Annotated in this window: 21 protein-coding genes; 4 read left to right on the top strand and 17 right to left on the bottom strand. The window is 36.0% G+C overall.

All coding sequences use genetic code 11. The features are described 5' to 3' along the window. Nucleotide 1 precedes the first annotated feature (1 nt). The 3 genes from T323_RS0102305 to T323_RS0102295 are packed head-to-tail and all read right to left on the bottom strand — an operon-like array spanning nucleotide 2 to nucleotide 3,658. Nucleotides 2-1,207: a M20 metallopeptidase family protein gene (locus T323_RS0102305; RefSeq protein ID WP_026671847.1), complete on the bottom strand. Its 1,206-nt coding sequence runs from the start codon at nucleotides 1,205-1,207 to the stop codon at nucleotides 2-4. Between the two features lie 18 nt (nucleotides 1,208-1,225). Next, nucleotides 1,226-2,428: a cystathionine gamma-synthase family protein gene (locus T323_RS0102300; RefSeq protein ID WP_026671846.1), complete on the bottom strand. Its 1,203-nt coding sequence runs from the start codon at nucleotides 2,426-2,428 to the stop codon at nucleotides 1,226-1,228. Between the two features lie 21 nt (nucleotides 2,429-2,449). Further along, nucleotides 2,450-3,658 (bottom strand): M24 family metallopeptidase, encoded by a 1,209-nt coding sequence (locus tag T323_RS0102295; RefSeq protein WP_026671845.1) that lies wholly within the window; start codon nucleotides 3,656-3,658, stop codon nucleotides 2,450-2,452. Between the two features lie 381 nt (nucleotides 3,659-4,039). On the opposite strand from T323_RS0102295, the gene T323_RS0102290 reads away from it, so the two are divergent. The 3 genes from T323_RS0102290 to T323_RS0102280 all read left to right on the top strand — a co-directional run bounded on the left by T323_RS0102290 (nucleotide 4,040) and on the right by T323_RS0102280 (nucleotide 8,604). Next, nucleotides 4,040-4,894: a fibronectin type III domain-containing protein gene (locus T323_RS0102290; RefSeq protein ID WP_026671844.1), complete on the top strand. Its 855-nt coding sequence runs from the start codon at nucleotides 4,040-4,042 to the stop codon at nucleotides 4,892-4,894. Between the two features lies 1 nt (nucleotide 4,895). Further along, nucleotides 4,896-7,442 carry a right-handed parallel beta-helix repeat-containing protein gene (locus tag T323_RS0102285; RefSeq protein WP_026671843.1) on the top strand — a complete coding sequence of 849 codons (2,547 nt, stop codon included), beginning with the start codon at nucleotides 4,896-4,898 and terminating at the stop codon, nucleotides 7,440-7,442. 91 nt (nucleotides 7,443-7,533) lie between these two features. Continuing rightward, nucleotides 7,534-8,604 carry an acyltransferase family protein gene (locus T323_RS0102280; protein WP_026671842.1) on the top strand — a complete coding sequence of 357 codons (1,071 nt, stop codon included), beginning with the start codon at nucleotides 7,534-7,536 and terminating at the stop codon, nucleotides 8,602-8,604. Between the two features lie 212 nt (nucleotides 8,605-8,816). On the opposite strand, the gene T323_RS0102275 is transcribed toward T323_RS0102280, so the two are convergent. Continuing rightward, on the bottom strand, nucleotides 8,817-9,071 hold the full coding sequence (locus tag T323_RS0102275) for a hypothetical protein (protein WP_026671841.1): 255 nt from the start codon (nucleotides 9,069-9,071) through the stop codon (nucleotides 8,817-8,819). A 117-nt stretch (nucleotides 9,072-9,188) separates the two neighbouring features. Here T323_RS0102275 and T323_RS0102270 point away from each other — a divergent pair, with 117 nt between their 5' ends. Continuing rightward, on the top strand, nucleotides 9,189-9,713 hold the full coding sequence (locus T323_RS0102270; protein WP_026671840.1) for a DUF4269 domain-containing protein: 525 nt from the start codon (nucleotides 9,189-9,191) through the stop codon (nucleotides 9,711-9,713). 8 nt (nucleotides 9,714-9,721) lie between these two features. Here T323_RS0102270 and T323_RS0102265 read toward each other — a convergent pair whose 3' ends face one another. The 13 genes from T323_RS0102265 to T323_RS0102200 form a co-directional block, all read right to left on the bottom strand. Further along, complete coding sequence (locus T323_RS0102265) at nucleotides 9,722-11,410, bottom strand: PucR family transcriptional regulator (protein ID WP_026671839.1); 1,689 nt, start codon at nucleotides 11,408-11,410, stop codon at nucleotides 9,722-9,724. An 80-nt stretch (nucleotides 11,411-11,490) separates the two neighbouring features. After that, a complete protein-coding gene (gene kapB / locus T323_RS0102260) occupies nucleotides 11,491-11,886 on the bottom strand; it encodes a kinase-associated lipoprotein KapB (protein WP_245613670.1) in 396 nt (131 codons plus the stop codon). 39 nt (nucleotides 11,887-11,925) lie between these two features. Further along, nucleotides 11,926-12,105, bottom strand: coding sequence for a hypothetical protein (locus T323_RS0102255; protein ID WP_026671837.1), 180 nt, complete (start codon nucleotides 12,103-12,105; stop codon nucleotides 11,926-11,928). 10 nt (nucleotides 12,106-12,115) lie between these two features. After that, on the bottom strand, nucleotides 12,116-12,358 hold the full coding sequence (locus tag T323_RS0102250; protein WP_245613669.1) for a hypothetical protein: 243 nt from the start codon (nucleotides 12,356-12,358) through the stop codon (nucleotides 12,116-12,118). An 87-nt stretch (nucleotides 12,359-12,445) separates the two neighbouring features. After that, nucleotides 12,446-12,811: a hypothetical protein gene (locus T323_RS0102245; RefSeq protein ID WP_026671835.1), complete on the bottom strand. Its 366-nt coding sequence runs from the start codon at nucleotides 12,809-12,811 to the stop codon at nucleotides 12,446-12,448. Nucleotides 12,812-12,969: 158 nt separating this feature from the next. After that, on the bottom strand, nucleotides 12,970-13,599 hold the full coding sequence (locus T323_RS0102240; protein ID WP_026671834.1) for a YpjP family protein: 630 nt from the start codon (nucleotides 13,597-13,599) through the stop codon (nucleotides 12,970-12,972). Between the two features lie 197 nt (nucleotides 13,600-13,796). After that, nucleotides 13,797-14,120, bottom strand: a complete 324-nt coding sequence (locus tag T323_RS25705; protein WP_035177429.1) for a hypothetical protein — start codon at nucleotides 14,118-14,120, stop codon at nucleotides 13,797-13,799. Between the two features lie 631 nt (nucleotides 14,121-14,751). Further along, nucleotides 14,752-15,666: a VWA domain-containing protein gene (locus T323_RS25700; RefSeq protein ID WP_051556310.1), complete on the bottom strand. Its 915-nt coding sequence runs from the start codon at nucleotides 15,664-15,666 to the stop codon at nucleotides 14,752-14,754. Continuing rightward, on the bottom strand, nucleotides 15,657-16,208 hold the full coding sequence (locus tag T323_RS27735; protein ID WP_051556309.1) for a YajG family lipoprotein: 552 nt from the start codon (nucleotides 16,206-16,208) through the stop codon (nucleotides 15,657-15,659). Before T323_RS27735 ends, T323_RS25700 begins: the two co-directional genes overlap by 10 nt. A 51-nt stretch (nucleotides 16,209-16,259) precedes the next feature. Beyond that, nucleotides 16,260-17,690, bottom strand: a complete 1,431-nt coding sequence (locus T323_RS25695; RefSeq protein ID WP_051556308.1) for a VWA domain-containing protein — start codon at nucleotides 17,688-17,690, stop codon at nucleotides 16,260-16,262. 56 nt (nucleotides 17,691-17,746) lie between these two features. Beyond that, the gene (locus T323_RS25690; RefSeq protein WP_051556307.1) at nucleotides 17,747-19,174 is read right to left on the bottom strand and encodes a vWA domain-containing protein; all 1,428 of its coding nucleotides are present in this window, start codon (nucleotides 19,172-19,174) and stop codon (nucleotides 17,747-17,749) included. A 1,299-nt stretch (nucleotides 19,175-20,473) separates the two neighbouring features. Continuing rightward, a complete protein-coding gene (locus T323_RS0102205; protein ID WP_026671832.1) occupies nucleotides 20,474-20,755 on the bottom strand; it encodes a hypothetical protein in 282 nt (93 codons plus the stop codon). 352 nt (nucleotides 20,756-21,107) lie between these two features. Further along, nucleotides 21,108-21,389: a hypothetical protein gene (locus T323_RS0102200; protein ID WP_026671831.1), complete on the bottom strand. Its 282-nt coding sequence runs from the start codon at nucleotides 21,387-21,389 to the stop codon at nucleotides 21,108-21,110. Nucleotides 21,390-21,725: the final 336 nt, after the last annotated feature.

Below are 21,725 nucleotides of genomic sequence, written 5' to 3'. Positions count from 1 at the left end.
GTTATTTCTCTCCTTCCTCATTTAAATAGCGGAATGCCGTAGCCGCTAATATGGAAGTTCCTTGAACTAAACATTGTTCATCGATATCAAATTGTGGTGTGTGTAACTCTCGTTTTTTTTCATTTTCACGCTGACAGCCTAGAAAAAACATGGAGCTCGGAATTCGTTCACTAATATAGCCAAAGTCTTCGCCGCCAAGACCAAATGGCTGATGATGAATATGAGATTGTGGGAAGAGGTCATGAATGGAGGAAACAATGAGTTGATTTAGTCGTGAGTCATTTTGTAATGCCGGTTCATTTCGAGTAATCTGAACATCATACTCTCCCCCTAACGCCGCCACGAGTGCAAACGCCCTAGTCACTTCTTCTGTTAAACATTTGCGAATGTCATGTTCATAGCTTCGAATCGTTCCACGAAGCTTGACTTTTGTAGGGATGATATTATCACTTGTGCCAGCTTGAATTTCTCCAACACTTACGACGGCTTTTTCTAACGGTGATATTTTTCTTGATGGAATGCTATAAAGATACGATAAAACATATTGGAGCATCCAAATCGGATCTGACCCTTCATGAGGGTAGGCGCCGTGTCCTCCGCTTCCCCTTATCGTTCCTTCAAACACATCGACATTTGCCATACTGCTGCCCTCATGGATTTGCATATGTCCTACAGGAAGCCATGGACACATATGAAGAGCAATTGCCGCGTCAACATCGTCGATTACACCATCGTCTAGTAAATAACATGCCCCTGATTTATTTTGTTCATCTGTCGTTTCTTCAGCACTTTGAAATAGAAACATGATTGTACCTTGAATTTCATCCCGAAATTGCGCTACGACTTTCGCAACCCCTAACACAATCGCGGTGTGGGCATCATGGCCACATGCATGCATGATGCCCCGATGTTTAGAAGCGTACACGACGTCATTTTCTTCTTGAATTGGCAAAGCGTCCATATCAGCACGAATAGCGATCGTCGGACCTGTTCCATTTACTAGTTTCCCAACGACATTTGGAATGATAGCATTCGGTCGAGAAACAATCATACCCGGAATGCTCTTCAACTGTTCTTCAACACATAAAGCTGTCTTCCACTCTTTGAAACTGAGTTCCGGGTATTCATGAAAATGTCTGCGCCAATGAATGAGCTGTGCTTCTATTTTTTTTGCTTCATCGAAAATTTGTTGCTCCATTTCTTTCATAAAAAGCTCACCAGCTTTCTATTGCTCCAGTTTTATCGGTTGAAACGCTTGTTTGAAGTCATCTAAAATATCAGTTGTATCTTCTATCCCACAAGATACACGAATAAGCCCTTCTGGAATTCCCATTGCTGCCCGTTCTTCTGGCGTACATTCAACATGACTCGTCGTTCTTGCCGGCCCAACCGTTGTCTCCACTGCCCCTAAGTTAGCAGCACGATGACTAAACTGTAGACGAGGTAATAAATCTCGAACCGTGTCTACTCCGCCTTTCACTGCAAAACTTAACATCGCACCAAACCCTTTCATTTGCTCTTTTGCGATATCATGGTTTGGATGTGTTTCTAATCCTGGATAATAGACGCCTTCTACTACTGATACACTTTGTAAATATTGTGCTAGGGCTAGTGCATTTTCTTCTTGTTTTTTCATTCGTAACGATAACGTTTTCATTCCACGAACAATCAAATACGCAGCCCAAGGGTCCATCGTTGCTCCGTTAATTTCACGATAATGATAGATTTTTTTAATCAATTGCTCATCTAACCCGCAAACAACGCCTCCTAATGCATCCGCATGACCACCTAGAAATTTCGTCGCACTATGAAGGACTAAATCGACACCTAATGCAAGTGGATTTTGATTAACTGGCGTTGCGAACGTATTATCAACAACCACAATCGCTCCAGCTTTTTTTCCTGCTTGTGCCATTCGTTTAATGTCTGTAATTTTAACGGTCGGATTTGTAGGGGACTCTAAATATAAAATCGAACAACCTTTCGCCACTTCTTCTTCAATCGCTTCATGGTCACCTGTATCACATAAAACAACATCAATGCCCATTTTAGGCAAAAACTCTGTAAAAATTTTATTTGTACCACCATACGTATCTTTTATGGAAACAACTCGATCACCTGGCGTTAGGAACGTATAAAGCGTATTGCTTATTGCTGCCATCCCTGTAGAAAAGCTTGTCGCCGCATTCGCTCCTTCTAAAATTTTCACTTTATCTTCAAACGCTTGCACCGTTGGATTTGTATTTCGGCCATAAATATGTCCTTTTTTTCGACCAACAGCAACTTCATACCATTCATCCATGTCATCATATCCGAATGCAACACTAGGAATAACAGGAATTTGTGTTGCACCATGAACCAAATAGTCTTTTTCTCCTGCCCAAACTGCTTTTGTGCCTGCTTGCGTTTCGTTCCAAGATTTCGTCATCATAATCCCTCCTATTTATCGTTACGCGCCTTTATCATCTTTCCAGCTTGTAAGTCGCCCATCTTTAATAAAAAGCTGGCGAGGAAACTGCCCGAACACTTCACAGCCTTTTTCTGTCACACGAAAGGATTCACTAAGCTCCACACCAAAGTCTTCAAACCATATGCCTGGAATTAAATGAAACGTCATATTTGGCTGTAAAATCGTTTTGTCTCCTTGTCGTAAGCTTGCCGTATGCTCTCCCCAATCAGGAGGATAGTTTAAACCGACAGAATATCCAATGCGGGAATCTTTTTTGTACCCTCTTTTTTCAATTGTTTTCCGCCACACTGATTCAACTTCTTCACAAGTCATACCGGGCTTTACGACATCAAGTGTGGCATTCATTCCTTCGATGACGACTTTTGCTAAATCACTCACCTTTTCATCTGGCTTTCCAATACTGATCGTTCTCGCCATTGGGGAATGATACCGCTGATAACAGCCTGCTAACTCAAGAGTTACTGTCGTCCCATCTTTATACGGACACTCACTCCATGTCATATGAGGAGCACCTGTTTTATCTCCAGACGGCATTAGGGGGACGATCGCTGGGTAATCTCCGCCATAATCTTTTGTTCCACTTATTTGTGCTTCATATATTTTTGCAGCTACATCACATTCACGTACACCCGCTGCAATTTCATCAATACCCGCTTCCATTGCTTTTTGTACAATGATAGAAGCTCGCTTCATATATTCAATTTCAGTATCAGACTTTATAATTCGAACCCAGTTCACAAGATTTGTGGCATCTTTAAATGTCGCATTCGGTAGTCCATGTAAAAGCCGCTCATAACATTTAGCCGTAAAATAATATTGATCCATCTCGACTCCAATGGTTCGATTACTTTGACCGATTTCTTTTAAAATATTTGCGACAAAATCCATCGGGTGCTTCATTGAAGAATGAACAAAATCATCTGGATACGGAATAATATTGTCGTGGAATAGCCAACTTGTCATTTTCGCTACATTTGCATCCATCTCTCTTCCAATCCAAATTGGCTGGTCTTCATCACTAATGACTACTAACATCTGATGGACGTAAAATGACCATCCATCATATCCAGATAAATAATTCATATTTGCCGGGTCTGTAATAAGAAGTACGTCGATTCCTGCCGTGTCCATCCGCTTTTTCGTATTTTCTACCCTTTGCTTAAATTCTTCTGAAGAAAAAGTGACCATGGGCCGCTCACCCCTTTCCTTTCGTTCTCTCTTTCTACTGCTATCGTATTCTTTTTCTAAAAGGAAAAACATTCGCAAAAGTGTATGAAATTTCAGATTGTTTATTAGTCAACTTTTAAAATTTTGTCACATTTTCTCCTAACCGAAAAAAATGAGCTACAAATTTTATATGAGACATAAATATTTGTATGTAAAAGTGAATAAATATAAGGGGTATCTTTGATACAAGGATAAGAAAAACGCGGGAGCATCTTTTCATCTCAAGCGAAGTGCGGAGCCTTCGCTCTTCTTGAGAAAGCTTTCAAAGCTTCACTGCTAGAGCAAAATTTTTCTTATCTTTTAAAAATGGAAAGGTGACATACTGAATGATGGAGGGATGATATGGGAAATGAGAACGGTTCAGGTCAAGTTCAAAATGAGGCTGAGTGCCAATTGACAACGGAGTTATATACGGGTGAACCGATTACCCGATACCACGTAACAAATCCACGACATCTTTATGCTAAACAAATTGCTAACACAGAAATAACCATGACATGGCATGCGAGTATTGATGATACGGTCGATCGTTATGAAATTGAAGTAGACGGTACACTTATTGGCGAGACAACAAATCTTGAATACACCCTTTCTGAATTACAATCAAATACAACCTATGAAGTGACGGTCAGGTCTGTATCAACAAGTGAAAACAAAAGATCGGTTGGGATTACAAAAGCCATATCAACATTAGGAAACTATCGGGCCGAGGTGAGTACAACGTCTGACTCTTATATTCAATTACAAAACGTTCGATTTGATGCCCTCCTCGTCATATCAAAAATTAAAACAACCGAAAATAGCTGGGAAAACAATATTTTAACAAATGAAGACAATACAAAAAAAATCAATACTCAATTTGATGGACTTCGGTTCATCCGAGATGACTTTGGTTTTGAAGATGTTTTATTTAATGGTGTTTCTGCCCCTCATAACTTTCCACTCCCCCTCCATCCAAATTTATCTGAAATGTTAATCATTGATAAAGGGACAATAAACAAAGATTTTCAATTATTCCTTAATCACTCAGGAGCGATATTACAAAGAATTCGAATGTTTACGACCGATAAATACGGAACGAGTATATTGTACTCGGACTATGATTTCACGAGAATTTCAGAAAATGTTGTGCAAGATCTTCTACAAAACAACTCTGATTTACTTCTGCATAATGTTTCATTTATTGAGGAGGCGTAATATGAATGGAAAAATCAAAAGAATATTAGATCAAGACGGTGGTGTTCTTCCTGTTACAGTACCAGAGGCGATTTTTATTAGGGAAGATTATACATTTGCTGATAAATTATTCGACGAACGGATGGGGACAAAAAGTTACGTCATTGATATAGAAAGATATGGGATTACCCAAGGGCTCCCCTCTAAACCATATGAACATCATGATTATGAACAAGCAAACCAAAATATCCTTGGGATCTCAAGAGCGATAGACTTTGCCTTTCAACATGACTACAATGAGGTTGTCTTACCGAGGGGACAATATTCGCTCTGCTTTCCGAATCGAATTCAAATGAAAAGTTATATTACGCTTAATTTAAATGGAAGTTTGCTGAAAGTGATGTATGACTCAGAAAGTCGTTCTCCCTTTGATGACAGAGATGACTCAACAGATATTTGGCGATTTGAAGGCATTCCAATTGAGCTTTTTAACTGCAAACACGCTCATATAAAAAATGGAATGATCGAAGGCGACCGCTACGACCGAAGTTTTCTAGAAGAAGGAGAACGAGCAGTTGAAGGAAGTTATGGCATCTTATTTGCGGGTTCAAGTCAATACTGCTCCGTTTCTCATTGTGAGATTAGTGGTTTTATGGGGGATAATGTTAGCTTTGTTTCGGCCTCCGTTAAGAGAACTGCATATAATCATGGTTCTATATTAGCCTCGTTAGATCAAGAGACTGGTGTAGAAATCGAATCAACTGATACGCTAATCACACCGATGCTATCTATCCCAGATGATGTCACCTTTTTCTTATTAGGTGGGCAAGGCTATAATCGTGTAACTGTGCTGAACAATAAATATCCCGATGCTTTTTTCTATGACGACCAAGATCAATTTATCGGTGCTGTTCCAAATCGAAGAGTACACACCCACGTAACAATTCCATTATCTGCTACGAAAATGAGATTATTATTTAAGGACGAAACAAATCCAGATAAAGATATGCAATTATTTTTTGAATATGGAGGATATCCTCACCATAATGTTGTTGAGCATTGTGAACTTTACAATGGTCATCGTGGCGGAATCACATTGGCTGGGAATTACAATGTCATTCGTCATAATATCATTCGAGGAAACGGAAAAAACTCGCTTGCTTTTTTAGATGGAAAACCTCCATTTAATGACCCTACTAGATATGCCATAAACCAAGAAGATGGGTATGGTGATAAAAGTTTAATTGAAAATAATGTGATTTATGATGGGTTTCATGGAATTCTTGTCGGATCACATAGTGTCATTATAAAAGACAATCGAATATACAATTTAGATTCACATGCGATTATTCTTTATGGAATGTCCTACGCACAAATACTCGGTAATTATATTGATAGAGTAGCTGTTTGTTTGCTCATGTCCGGAACATCGTACACACCCGCGGTCGTAACCGTAAAAGATAATTATTTTTATGGCGATTTACTAGCACAGCACGAAGGCTATCAAATGGTAATAAAAGATAATTTTTTCTTCTCTAGTAATGTAAGAACGCATTCACTTACTGTTTTTGAAGGAAATATCATCAATTACATTGAATATGGCGAAGGTGAAAAAGACATAAGACTCCAAGGGCTCGTAAAGAATTGTCAATTTATAAATATAAGAACGACAAGCCAAACAGTAAAAATCACTTCAAACTACTTTGACAGCTGCCGTTTTTCAAACATAGAAGTGTCAACAAACGGTCTCCCTAGCTTTGAATTTAGTCATTGTGAATTTGACCATTGTGTCATTCGAGATGTATGGAATCAATCTCAACATAATTTCTTTTCTAATTGTACATTTATTGATAGCTTGCTTCAGCCTGAATCCATAAACCAAGAGGCCCATCATACGTCAATGACGATTACGAATTCAACGATTGAACTAACAGCAGATTTTACTCTCACGCATCTTCTCGAAAATCCATCAAACACACTAGATGCGATTACCGTCACTTTTGATAACGTGACAATCACCATACACGAAGAAAGTGATTTTGAACGAATAACACATAGTCATCATGGAACTAGAAGCTTACAAGCTATCTATAAAAATAGTACGTTCTCTTATTTAGGCAGTCAACCATTACAACTTGGATTTAATAATCAAGAACATGGCACCGTTTTTGACTTTTACAATAATCGTTTAAATAACGTCATCCTATCAGAAATTGACCTTTCAACAATGAGAGCGTATAATCCTAACACTCACGCTATAGCAGAGCCACGTTCAGGTTTTTATTTACAATCTGAAAGGATTTACGATGCGAATCCGCAGTCTGGCTCCTATATTGGTTGGGTTTGTACAAAGTCCGGTTATGCCACTGAGACTGCTTGGTCTGCTGAAACAGAATTTCAAAGTGGAGACGTTATCCATACAAATGGGAAAATTTATCAATGTATTGGCGCAGGGGTAAGTGGTGAAACGCCACCAAACGATACAGAAGGAACGGAAACAGACGGGACAGTTGAATGGATGTATTTAGGGGTAAAAGCAAGATTTGCTTCATATGGATTAATTGAATAAATAGGCAAAAATGATAGAAATCCATTGATCTCCTCCTTTATTAAGAATATAATTACAGTACACGTTCTCAATAGCAAACAAGGAGGAGATTATGGAATTAACAAAGGATGATTCAAAAATCCTTAAAGGTATTGCCATTATATTAATGGTCCTATTACATTTATTTTGTCGGAAGGAAATTGAAGGGTTTTACACTACGAGTTTTTATATTAATGATATTCCATTAGTTTATTATATTGGATTATTCGGCGATGCGTGTAGACCCATTTATTTATTTGTAACCGGGTATGCCTTTTATTTAACGTTTATTGATAGAGACATTAAACAGACGATTAACAAAAATATGATTCGAATTTTCAAACTATTTATGAACTTTTGGATTATGTTGCTCCTTTTTTTAGTCCTGTCTCTTTTAATAGGAAGGATTGACGTTTTCGGTAGCCTACAGCAATTCCTGTTAAATTTCACTTTACTTGATTATTCTTATAATGGTGCTTGGTGGTTTCTACAAATTTATATCATCATTGTACTTCTTTCCCCGTTACTCATTAAAATCGTAAAAAATACACCGATTGCTCTACTATTACCTATAAGCGGAATCGTTTATGCCGCTTGTTACTTACAATTTTATAAATCCATTCTAGATTTTGGTCCATTAACAATAATCGAATCACAACTCTGCCTAATAGGAACTTCTCAGTTTTCCTTTTTCATAGGAGCTATATTTTCGAAATACAAATGGTTAACAAAGATTTATAATACCGTACATCACATCAAATTCAAAAATGCACTATGTATGATGGGTGTTCTTTCACTAATTATCTTTCATGGTTTTGTTGAAAGTGCCATTATTGCTCCTGTTAACGGAATTTTCTTTATCGTCTTATTTTCTTTAATGACGAAAAAAAGATGGGTAACAGCATTATTACAGTACATAAGTAGCCATTCCACTAACATTTGGTTAACTCATATGTTTTTCTACACAATGATGTTCCCAGGATTGGCCTTTCTACCAAATAGCCCTCTCCTTGTATTCATATGGACAATGGCATTATGCATCATTGCTTCCTATACTATCAAATTATTTTTTAACCCATTATCTAGAGGAATTGATAAACGATTAAAGTCAAAAAATGGAGATACATTGTTAAAAGTCAGTTAATCTTCTTCACTACTGGTGTAAGTCAGAAATTAATCAAAGCAAAACAATATTACTTCTTTTCGGGAGTATTGCTAGCATGTATACTCCCTCTTTTTGATTCATCAATAATACATAAACGAATGTTGTCCTCGCTTTCCGACTCATTATGTACAATTAATCAAACAAGCTACCCTTTTCATTCGAAAGAGTAGCTTGTACAAGTTAAAAGAATATTATGAAGTCACAATTCCCCGGCTATGCTGCATTGATACGGAAATTTCAAAATAACTATGGTCATCTTCAACAATTTTGTCAATAATAATCAAAACATCCTCAAAGGAAACAGAATGGTTTGTTGTATCAAACTTTTTCATATGTTCAATCATCTTTGATATTTCTTCATTAATTTTAATTGTTAATTCTTCATCAGTTACTCGTTTTCCCCGTTCACATTCGTGGAAATCTTCTGGATAATGTGGTATGTTCATAGAATTGCCCCCTTATGTATATGTAATGATGTATTACCGTTATTTCACCATACTCTTGCCGTTTTCGCAAGTAGGTGTCGTCAGAAAATTTTTACAGATGAAAGGAGTTTACTACTCATGTCGATTGAACGATTACAATTAGGAACAGACCTTCAACAACAAGCATATTCCGCTATTCAAAAGTTAAATGTGATGAACGACTTCAAAGAATATGCCCCGACGTTATGTGGCACATTTCCGATTGATATTTATACGGCTAGTTCTGATTTAGACATCATCATGGAAGTTCACGATCATCAGCTTTTTTATCAGAAGCTAACGTCCTTCTACAAACATATGGAGTCGTTTTTGATTAAACAAAAAGAAATTAATGGATCCTATGTTACAAAAGTGAACTTCCAATTTCAAAATTTTGCTTTCGAACTATTCGGACAAGCCATCCCCGTAAAAAAACAGCGGGCCTATGAGCATATGCTTGTGGAGCAATATGTTCTCACAACAAACCCAGCTGTAAAAGAGCAAATTCTATCCTTAAAAGCAAAAGGAATAAAAACAGAACCTGCCTTTGCACAAATATTAGGATTAAAAGGGGACCCGTACATTAGTTTACTTGAATTCGGACAACAGAAAGGCATTATTTAAATAGAAAACTACTTTTCTTCTCTTACCTTTTGTAAGCCCCAAATTTTCAAGCTCATATTTAATAAAAATAAATCATTCGGGTCGACTAACGATAACCCTGTTAGTGACTCTATTTTACGCAACCGATATAACAGAGATTGCCTGTGTAACGAAAGGGCACGAGCCGTTTTACTAACATTACATTGATGTTCGTTAAATACAGTTATTGTATCAATTAAACTCACATCGCGATGGAATTCATACTCTACAAGAGGGGTGACTGTTTCTTTTGCAATGATACATATTTCGGCATTACTTGCTAACGACAAAAGCGCCCGCTCCATTTTCGTATCAGCATAGTGGACTCTAAAGCCGACCCCTTTTTGAGTTCGCCCGATTTTCAAAGCTAGATTAGCATTTTCATAACTTTGTGTAAACATCGCTTCATTCTGATGAAAATCACTAATCCCATATGATAAAATGACTTCGGGTAAAAGATGTGTCATTCGGCGCTCAAGTAAATCTAAGAAATGGTGAACCGATTCGTCATGATGGTCATGCACTTCTAAAAAGATAATAAAATGTTCGGCTTGGTATGTTACCATCGTTTTTTTATGAAGGGATTCTCCCGCGTAAATCATCTCTTCTTTAATATAATGAATCATACTATTTACCCATTGTTGATACGATTCATAGTCTTTTTTCTGAAAAATTTTCTGAAAGTTTTCCGGAAAGCCAACAATACAAATATAATCAGCACTAAGGTCATAGCCTAATAAAGAAGCACGTTCTTTACTTTGGTCGAGTGATTGCAATGGTGCCTTCGTTAAACTCCAAACAAAATCATCTCTGAGTCGCATTTTTGTTTCTTCAATCGCATTTTCTTTTACAAACGCTAACGCACTTGCTGTCACACCGTGCTCTAAAATATTGACTACTGATGTCGTTAGCATGGGACTTTGATTAACCGCTACGACAAATAAATAGCCTTGAACACGATTATATTCTTGAATAATGGGTAGCTGAATCATCGTCTCCTTCCCATTCATGATTTTCTTTATTTTCGTATGCAATGGATGATGCGCTGTAGAATCTGTTAAAGAAGATTCATCAGGAACGACTTCCCTATCGACATTATCTTGCCATTTCTCTAAAAATAAACGACTCGTATCACTTCGGCCTCTACAATGGCCTTTTTTGTCTGTAATCACAACAGAATAGCCGATTTGTTTGGCGATGTATTTCGCTACTTTCGTTAAAGATTCCCCATGTAAAATCATCGTTAACAATTGTTGTTGAACTTCCTCTGATTTCCGTGATTGTGTTTGTTGACGCTTTGTTAATTCCTTCATCACATCATGGGTAATATCAGCAAATCGGACTTCCCATGGCACTTCAATAATCGGAAAATCATGTTCCTCTGCTAAACATATAATTTCAGGAGGAAGATCAAAAATATAACGGCCTGTCGCAATCGCCAATGCCGAAGCTTCAGATTCAATGACATCACGGACAAATTGTTCAAATAACATCATATCATTCGAACAACCAATTCCTGTTGTTAATACTAATTCATGCTTGCGCACAAAATTTTCAACAGGTGTTTCTGTAATCGAAACCCATTCAACTGGGCGAGAAGGAAGAACCGAATTTGCCGTCCTCACTTTGGCATCCAGTAACGTATCAAAATCCATGATATCTTTCACTGTCAATTGCATTCGGACCACTCTCTTTCCATAAAAATTCTCTTTATGATAGAAAAAGAAGGCCCACATAAGGTGCCTTCTTTTTTTGTGACCTATAATGAATAATCCTGTCGTAAGTCCTGAAGTTGTTCGATCGATTTTTCGGCCCAACTCGTCTTTTTTTCCTGAAGCTGTTCAATCGCACGTGTTAACGCAAGGTCTAACGATTGTTTATACTCCATAATTTCATCTGTATACTCTTTCACTGTTGAAAGAGGAACATACACTTTTTCATATTGAGCCAACGCTTTCCGTTGATGAAAAAAAGCAACATCCGCTTGTTTTGGTTGGTGTAAGTCTCCTTGATCAGGATGCTTAAGAACTGAAACAACCTTGACTAATACTTTATCAGAATGAACATCTAGAACTTCTCCCACATACAAACCGGTTTTATAGCTAGCTCTCACATACCGACCAATCATTTGTTGTAACTGTTGTTCCGTTACCACCGAATCTCTCCTTACATCCTATGATAATGACTGCCTGTACTAGAATAACGCAAAAAATAAAACGATAAAAATAATAATACAAATAAAGCCAATGGAAAAAAAGACAATTCCTTTTTTCATTTGTTGCTTCATCAAGCAGTAAATCCCTGCCATTCCTAACAACCCTGTGAAAAAAAATAAAGCGATTCCTGCGATTACCAATATCATATCATGATTCATTCCGACTCACCTACACAAATGGCACTAATTTTAAAAACAGTGACCATAAAAATTCTGATACAGGAACAAAATACGTCTCTGCAAATACACCTAACGTATCAGAATGGGTAATCGTATCAATCACAACAAAGGTAAACGTCACAAAAATCGCTAATATCGCAGTTGCTAAAATGAGTACAAGTAACGCAACGTAAGCAAGAACCACACGGATGCTATACTTCATCACTGGATTTTGTAAGATGCTATTGTTCATCATATTCCCTCCTGAACCATCAATACTTATATAGTACCAAACCTAAGGGAACGATGCGCATCTAGAATGCGAACATATTTTGAACTGTTACTCCTCTAATCCAACTTTTGTTAAAATTTTATCAATGGGTACTCCATCTTTAGAACTAACATCACTAAAGTCAAAGCGAGATAAGTCGATTTTATAGGTTGCTTTCTGTTCGCTTTTACTAGCAATATTCACTTCTTCAGGTAGCGCTTTTTTCTCTTCGACTTCCACAAATTCAACAACTTCAATTTTCGGTTGCAATGCTACTGTTTTTTCATTATTAATTTCATCTTCCGTTAAAACAGTTTCTTCCTCTGCCAGTTCTTGTTGTTGAGTCGTGTTAGAAAAAAAGCTAACCATGACAGCACCCCAAACAAATAATAATAGAACTGAGGCAGCTCCTACCATAACCCAACTTTTCCACATATTATATTTCCTCCATTTATATAGTGTAAAACTATTATAACATGTCTTTAGACTCATTTTATATTAAAAGTTTTATTTTCTTGTAATATTTTTTGACAATATGATGAAAAAAGACGAAAAAAAAGAAAAAATCCACTCAAAGATGAGCGACTTTTTTCTTATGCTTGCCATAAAGGCGGAGTATTTTTATCCCAATAAATTTTACCTAACTCATAATGTTCTTCAAAATTATCTTTTGCTAAATGGTAGTGAAAATCAAACCAATATCCTTGTCGAGGTGGATTTTCCCTCCGTACATGAAAACGAACGAAATCACTTCCATCTCTTTCATCATACACATGCAAGATTTTTTCACCCATTCCTGCTGCTGGGTCATTGCTTATCCGAAGAAAATCTATTTCAGTAGTATCTACATCCGCTGTCACTTCTTCTAGCACTTCTTTAAATCGAGGTAAAATAAAATCTTCATACTGTTCACCAATTTTTTCGGTGATTTTCGGTCCAAACTTCACGATTCCTTGCTCATACGCTTGAAGTAATGTATGTTCGAGAAAAAACTCGGTTTTAAAGAAATCTTTATATGTTAACGCCCCATCAATGGCTGGGTCGCTATATCCATAACCTTGCTCAACTTTTAATATCGTCGGCTTGTCAGGCACTTCACTTACTGGTTTCGTGGCCGACCGCATGTCGAGTTGCTCAGCTTTTGTTACACCTGCTGGTAATGCTAAACCTAATGTAACGACAGCAGTAGTCACTAAAGTGGCCCGTTTTAACCATAACATCATTGATAATTCCCCCTTTCCTCCTATTGATTTCTTTTATTTTCTCATGAAATCTAATAGATTACCATTACAATCTCATAACAAAACATGAAAAACTATGATTTTTTTATGAAAAAGTTAGTTTACTAGTTTCATGCAGATAATTTGTTTACGAAGAAAAGAAGGGAATGGTTTCATGATTTCAAAAAAATTTCATTTCATTAAAAATTAATATTTTCAACTACTTCATTGTCACGTTTTTGACTTTTATACGCGTCTACTAAAAGTAAAGTTGCTGTAATCACATGCATCGTCCACCCTAAAAAAGGAATCCAGCCAAGGCATGATGTAACAATTCCTAAAATACTGCCGTGAATATTTCGTTTATCCGAGGCTGAACTAACTAAAGTGACAATATGCATAACGAGCATAAAGGCGAGTGGCAGCCAATACAGCCCAAGAATAATCGCAGCTCCAAAAACAGGAATGGCTAAAAATGCTTCTAATCCACCGGAAATCCATTTTAACACTGTTGATGATTTCATTTCTCTCACTCCTCTCCGTATACTAGTTTACTCGATAAAGGACATTCGTCGCTACCGATAAAAGATGAAGTTTTTGTTAATATATGGTTATTATACTATAAACAACGATTCCATACGTACTAATATTTATACGTTTAATTTTAAATCTGGTTCCATTCAAAAATGAGTTGAGTCTAGTAGTGTCTGGTGCTTTCTGTTCATTAATTTCATTTGCTTTTTTTTTACAATCTCAAAACAAAGTTAACAGTTAAAGCAATTAATAAGAAGTAAATTGCTGATACAACGACTTTCGAATTGAGTTTTGTTCCTAGTTTTGGTTTTGAAAAGATTAAAGCCATTATTAATAAGCTTACTGCTATTGTAATCGTTAAGAATATTGCAAGTATCATATTTGAGCGAAATAGTCAGGGTTACTTGCAATTATCATTCCCATTGTGAATATGTATATAATACTAAGAACAGAATGAAATAAATCAATTTTTTTGGTTTTTTAATGATTTTCTTCCTTTCAAAACAAATTCACTGTGCATAGAGGGAAGTAAATATTCCTTTATATACACAGTGAAAACCAAAAAAATAAAAGTTATATTAGTTAACATAATATATTTATTGTATATAAAAAAATATTCAATTATTCATTAGTGATATTTTCAGTGAAAGTTTCTTCTAGTTCTTCAATTGTTTTTTGGTAAGCCTCTTCTACTCTTTCTTTAAACATATCTACAAGATCAAATCTAAAAGAATCATATAATTGATCTTTATCCGTTGCCTTAACATAAAAATAATCAGTAGCTGCTTTTGTAATATGACCAAGGACGTAAAGCTCATAATGAACTGCCTGAAAAGTATTTGTTTCTATTGCATTCACATTCATCCAAACTCCCTCTAGAGCCCACACATCTGTTAAAAGGTCAATTCGTTGATCGGTTGCTTCCTTCATTTCTCCGCTTAGCCATTCTTCCCACTGTTTCATTAACTCTTCTGCTTGATTAAACGCAGCATGTAATTGTTCTTCATTTCCGGCATTTGTATAAATCCCACCACCTGCTTCTGCGACTTCTCTGAGGTGGCGTTGTCCGTCCATATCAACATTAAAGCCTATGACATTAATAATCGGTTGAATATTCGATTCCGATAACGCTTTGGCGGCAGCTACTGGATCGCCATCACATGTTTCAATTCCATCACTGACGACATAAACAAGGTTTGTATTTTCTTCTCCTGGAAACTTCTCAAAATCTTTCATCGCTTCATCTAACGACAAAGCGATTGGCGTCCAACCAGTTGGTTCAAATTGATGTAATATCGAATCAAATTCAGACTGTTTTAAAGGTTGGATATCATAAACTAGCTCTGTACTTTGACATGATTGGCTTTTATCTGCCCCTGTACTTTTTCCTTCATGACCATAGACTCGTAACCCAACATTCGCTTTTTCTGGCAAATTTGAAGTAAACTCTTGAATGGCCTCTTTCGCAATGTCCATCATTGGTTTCCCATCAATTTCATTTCTCATGCTTCCACTGACATCTAATATTACAAGCACGTTGATTTGTTCTTTAAAATGATATCGCTGATTTGTTCTTTAAAATGATATCGCTCATCTTCCACATCAGCCCCTCCAAAGCTTGCGATGTTAAATTCGGTAAAGTATTGGTCTGGGTTGGGGTACTCATGAGCTAACAAATATCGATATGCTCTCCACCACGCATCTAATTCTTCTTGTGACGCCCCCTCTTCAATCGGTGGTAAGATTTCCATTACCTTTAAAGCTTGATAATCTCGGTCACGTTGATTAAGGTTATTTGTCAATGGACCTACAGGATAACTTAGGGCTTCTTCTACTGTCGTTGGTTCCTCTGGAGCCCTTTCTAATAAATTTTCGAAAGGATCCCGCATTTCCCCTTGCTCGCTATCTGTAATAGCCTCCTCAACATCTTGTTCATTTTCATTAGGTTGATCCGCGTTTTCTTCTGTTTCTTGTTGTGTTGGTTGAGGTGTAGGTGCTTCTGTTGATTGTTCTTCTGAACTGCACCCTGTATATAGAAAGATTGATATTACCAAAATAAACAACATTCTTTTTTTCATTATCTCTCTCCTTTTAACTCTATCGATACGTTTGGTGATGTTTTGCACACATTATTCATCTGGGGTATTTTCAGTGAAAGTTTCTTCAAGTTCTTCAATTGTTTTTTCGTAAGCCTCTTCTACTCTTTCTTCAAACCTCTCACTAACTTCATTTGAAAATCCTTGATATAATCTATTTTTTTCATTCAATAATGAAGTAAAATAGTGTGATGCTTCCCTTGTTATATACCCCTCAGTGCTTAATGCCACCTTAACTTCTCTTAGATCTCTGTTTTCTCCCATGTTCTCATTTGTCCATGTTGCCTGTAATCCCCTAGCTTTATTTAACAGTCTGGCTCGTTGATTTCTCGCATCAATTTTATTCCCACTAAGCCACTGTTCCCACTGTCGGATTAGTTCCTCGGCTTGTTCAAATGCATCTTTTAACTGCTCTTCATTTCCTGCATTTGTATATAAACCATTTCCTGCTTCTGCAATTTCTCTTAAATGCTGTTGGCCGTCCATATCAACATTAAAGCCTATGACATTAATAATGGGTTGAATATTAGAGTCTGCTAATGCTTTTGCTGCCGCCTCAGGGTTTCCATCACATGTTTCTATCCCATCACTCACAACATAGACAAGGTTTGTATTTTCTTCTCCTGGAAACTTCTCGAAATCTTTCATCGCTTCTTCTAACGACAAAGCGATTGGCGTCCAACCAGTTGGTTCAAATTGATGTAATATCGAATCAAATTCAGACTGTTTTAAAGGTTGGATATCATAAACTAGCTCTGTACTTTGACATGATTGGCTTTTATCTGCCCCTGTACTTTTCCCTTCATGACCATAGACTCGTAACCCAACATTCGCTTTTTCTGGCAAGTTTGAAGTAAACTCTTGGATTGCCTCTTTCGCGATGTCCATCATCGGTTTCCCATCAATTTCATTTCGCATGCTTCCACTAACATCTAAGACAACAAGCACATTAATTTGTTCTTTAAATTGGTACCGTTCATCAATGACACCATCACCACCAAATCCAGAAATAGTAAACTCGGTAAAATATTGATCCGGATTAGGGTATTCACGCGCAAACAAATAGCGGAAAGCTCTCCACCAAGCTTCGAGTTCTTGCTCAGAAGTCTCTTTTTCAATTGGTGGTAACACTTCTTTTACTTTCATCAAGATTTCCTGTCGGTCATCTCGCCAAGTCATGTTAGCTAGTGGACCTGTTGGATAGTGCAACAATTCCTCTACTGTTGTTGGTTCCTCCGGAGCCCTTTCCAATAAATTTTCGAAAGGGTCCCGCATTTCCCCTTGCTCGCTATCTAATTGTGGCTCTTCTACATCTTGTTCAGTTTCAGTCGATTGCTCTACCTTTTCTTCTGTTTCTTGTTGTGTTGGTTGAGGTGTAGGTGCTTCTGTTGATTGTTCCTCTGAACTACACCCTGTATGTATAAAGACTGATAATACACAAAAAAACATTACTATCCTTTTCATTGGTTTTCTCCTTACTCCTAAATTAATATTTTCTTCAAGACTTTTGCCTTCATTAATTAGTTAGATATATTTTCAGTATAAGTTTCTTGTAATTCTTCGATTGTTTTGTTGTAGGATTGTTCTATTCTTTCTACAAATCGGTCTCTAACTTCATGTGAAAATTTTTGATAAAGGCTATTCTTTTCATTTACTTTAGAATGAAAGTAGCTCCATGCGTCCGATGTAATATAATCTTCATAATTTAATACTCCGTAAACTTCTCTTAGCATTCTAGTTTCTCTCATATTTAAATTTCCCCATGCCGCTTCTAATCCCATACTTTCATTTAAAAGTATTGCGCGATGATTATTGACATCGACTTGGTTACCAAGGAGCCACTGTTCCCACTTGCGCAAGAGTTCTTCCGCTTGTTCAAACGCTATATTTAACTGTTCTTCATTACCAGCATTTGTATAAAGGCCACCACCAGCCTCTGCCACTTCTCTGAGGTGGCGTTGTCCATCTATATCAACGTTAAAGCCTATGACATTAATAATCGGATGAATATTAGAGTCCGCTAACGCTTCGGCGGCAGCTACTGGATCGCCATCACATGTTTCGATTCCATCACTGACAATATAAACGAGGTTTGTATTGTCCTCACCTGGGAATGCCTCTAAGTCTTTCATTGCTTCTTCTAATGATAGTGCAATGGGCGTCCACCCTGTTGGCTCAAATTGATTTAAGATTGGATTGAAATCATCGCTATCAAAGGGTTGAATGTCAAATACGAGCTCCGTGCTTTGACAAGATTGGCTTTTATCTGCCCCTGTGCTTTGCCCTTCATGCCCATAGACTCGTAACCCGACATTCACTTTTTCTGGTAAATTGCTGGTGAATTCACGGATCGCATCTTTTGCGATATCCATCATTGCTTTCCCGTCGATTTCATTCTTCATACTCCCACTTACATCTAGAATCACTAGAACGTTGATTTGGTCTTTAAATGTAAATCGTTCATCAATCACATCCTCAGCGCCAAAACTAGAAATAGTAAACTGCGTGAAGTAGTCATCTGGATTCGGATAGTCTTCAGAAAACAAATAGCGAAGTGCTTTCCACCAAGCATCTAATTCATTTTCCGTACTTTCTTCTTCAATTGGAGGTAACAATTCTTTTACTTTTTTCATGATTTCTTCTTTGTCCTCTGGCCAATTTTTGCTAGCTAGTGGACCTGTCGGATAGTGTAACAGTTCCTCTATCGTCATCGGTTCATCCGGTGCTCTTTCAAGTAAATTTGCATATGGATCACGATTTTCTTCCCCTTCTAACTCCAAATCATGTACTTCTTCCTCAAAAATTGAATACTCTTCTTCTTCGTTAATTTCTTCATTAGTTGTAAGAGAATGGTCCTCTTTTTCAGTTTCACTAGATTCCATTGCGGATTGACAACCAGTTAAGTATAGGAAACCTAGTAATAGGAACATTTTCATTGTAAAATTCATAATCCTTCACCTACTACGCTTTTATTTTTTCTACATTTACTTCTATTTCAATCAAATAATGGAAGTTAAAAACAAAAAGGGACATTCAAAGAAAAAAAGATACGAATGAATTCAGTATCTTTTTTTTAGAATAAGTCTTTAGTTAATTATTTTTCTTATGAAAGTCACTTTAATAAGTCGAACTTTCAAATACCTCACTATTCCTTTTTTGTGTGTTATACGCATCAACCATTAACAGAACACCTGTAATAATATGCATAATCATACCTAAGAAAGGAATCCAAGCTAAGCATGATGTTACAATACCCAAAATACTTCCACGTATTTTCTGATTTTTCTAGTGAGAATCTGTTCAATAAAATAGAAAATGCAACTGAAATAACATTATAAAAATTCAATTTTATTGAACATTTTTCCACTTGCTACCAATACCAACTCGTATTTTATCATTTTTCTTCAAAATTTTATGTAGTCTTTTGTTACTATTTGGCTGTCAGAACCATAAAGGCTTTGATAAAACGAACTATTGCAGAAACCTTAAATACAAATGTTTCACATTAAAGTATTTGACAACTCTAATTCTTTATAAAGTAATGACTATCAGCATTCTTTTTCCTACGTTATTTTGTTAAAATTTTGTAATAATATTGATTAAAATAATAACGATAAAAAAGTATATCGCTGAAAAAAGTACCTTTATATTTATTTTTGTGGACCCATGTATTTTTTTACTCTCTGATAAAATGCACAAAAAAATTAGTAGTAATAGAATACCTGCTAAAAATAAACCTAAGAGTTTATTAGCTTGAAAAAAATCAAAATAGACATCGGCAATTATAGCAAGTGTAAGTGCATAGACTCCCATTACTACCCACAATAAAAGATTTTTCTTATCTACTTTTTTTCATCTCTTCCTCCTTAATTGAATATAAGGAATCATGTTGAAGCTACCAAAAGCGTAGAATCACCTGGTTAAGCAATTCTTCTATCAGTAAATAAACACCTTTAATTCATGATAAGGTAATGACTATAAAAAGGTCATCATAGTGCAGTTCATCATAATAACACCGAATACTACTGTACGGAGACAAAAAAGAGCCTTTAGAGTTAAGCTGTTTTTTTAGAAGCGTTGTTTATTAAAAATTTCTTCTGGTGGCAACATACAAATTCTGTATTTTTATATAAATAAAGCTTTCTTTTTTTTAAAATTTGAAATGGATATCATTGATTTCAACAATTCAATTGGGACTATTCCAATTAGTCAGTATTATTACGTCAAAATAGTCTTCCCTTGTGCTATTAAATTTTTGTAAGACTAATGACCAACATTAAAACGATAAAAACGTATACTGCTGAAATGAATACTTTTTTATTTACTTTTGTGGACCCATTGTATTTTTTACTCTCTGATAAAATGATCAAAAATATTAATAGAACCAGAATACCTGCTAAAAATAAACCTAAGAGTTTATTAGCTTGAAAAAAATCATAATAAACATCCATAATGATACCAAATGTGAGTCCATATACTCCCGCTAGTACCCACAATAAAATATATTTCTTATCTACTTTTTTTTTCATCTCTTCCTCCTTAACTGAATTTATGGAATCATGTTGAAGCTCCCAAAAGCGTAGAATCACCTGGTTAAGCAATTCTTATATCAGTTAATAAACAGCGTTATTTCATGATAAGGTGATGACAATCAAAAGGTCATTATAATGCAGTGCGTGCATCATCATACACCAAATTCTAATACTGTATGAAGACAAAAATATACTTTAGAATAAAGCTGTATTTTAGGATCCTTGTTTATTAGAATTTCTTCCGGTGGCAACTTACCCTACTTCTGTATTTTTTTATAAATAACAATTCAATGGGGACTATTTCAATTAGCCAGTTATTATTACGTCAAAACAGTCTTCCCTTGTGCTTTTAAATTTTTGTAAGACTTATGACCAACATTAAAACGATAAAAACGTATAATGCTGAAAAGAATACTTTTTTATTTACTTTTGTGGACCCATTGTATTTTTTACTCTCTGATAAAATGCACAAAAAAATTAGTAGTAATAGAATACCTGCTAAAAATAAACCTAAAAGTTTATTAGCTTGAAAAAAATCAAAATAGACATCGGCAATTATAGCAAGTGTGATTCCATAAACTCCCAATAGTATCCACAAAAAGAGATTTTTCTTATCTACTTTTTTTTTCATCTCTTCCTCCTTAACTGAATATAAGGAATCATGTTGAAGCTCCCAAAAGCCTAGAATCAACTGGTTATGCAATTCTTATATCAATTAATAAACATCTTTAATTCATGATAAGCTAATGAATATCGAATGGTCATCATAGTGCAGTTCATCATATTAACACCAAATACTCCTGTTATATGTAGACAAAAAAATATACTTTAGAATTAAGCTGTTATTTTACAGGAGCAATGTTCAATAGGGAGTTGCTTTTTTCAGGTGGCGACATACCCACTTCTGTATATTTATATAAATCAAATTTCTTTTTTCTTCCAATTGCAAACAGTTATCATTTGATTT

Origin of the sequence: Alkalihalobacillus bogoriensis ATCC BAA-922, from assembly GCF_000621445.1 — a bacterium.
In the GTDB taxonomy this organism is placed as follows: domain Bacteria; phylum Bacillota; class Bacilli; order Bacillales; family Bacillaceae_F; genus Bacillus_AO; species Bacillus_AO bogoriense.
Note: the sequence above shows the minus strand (reverse complement) of the source record. Positions and strands in the feature narration are given on the sequence as shown.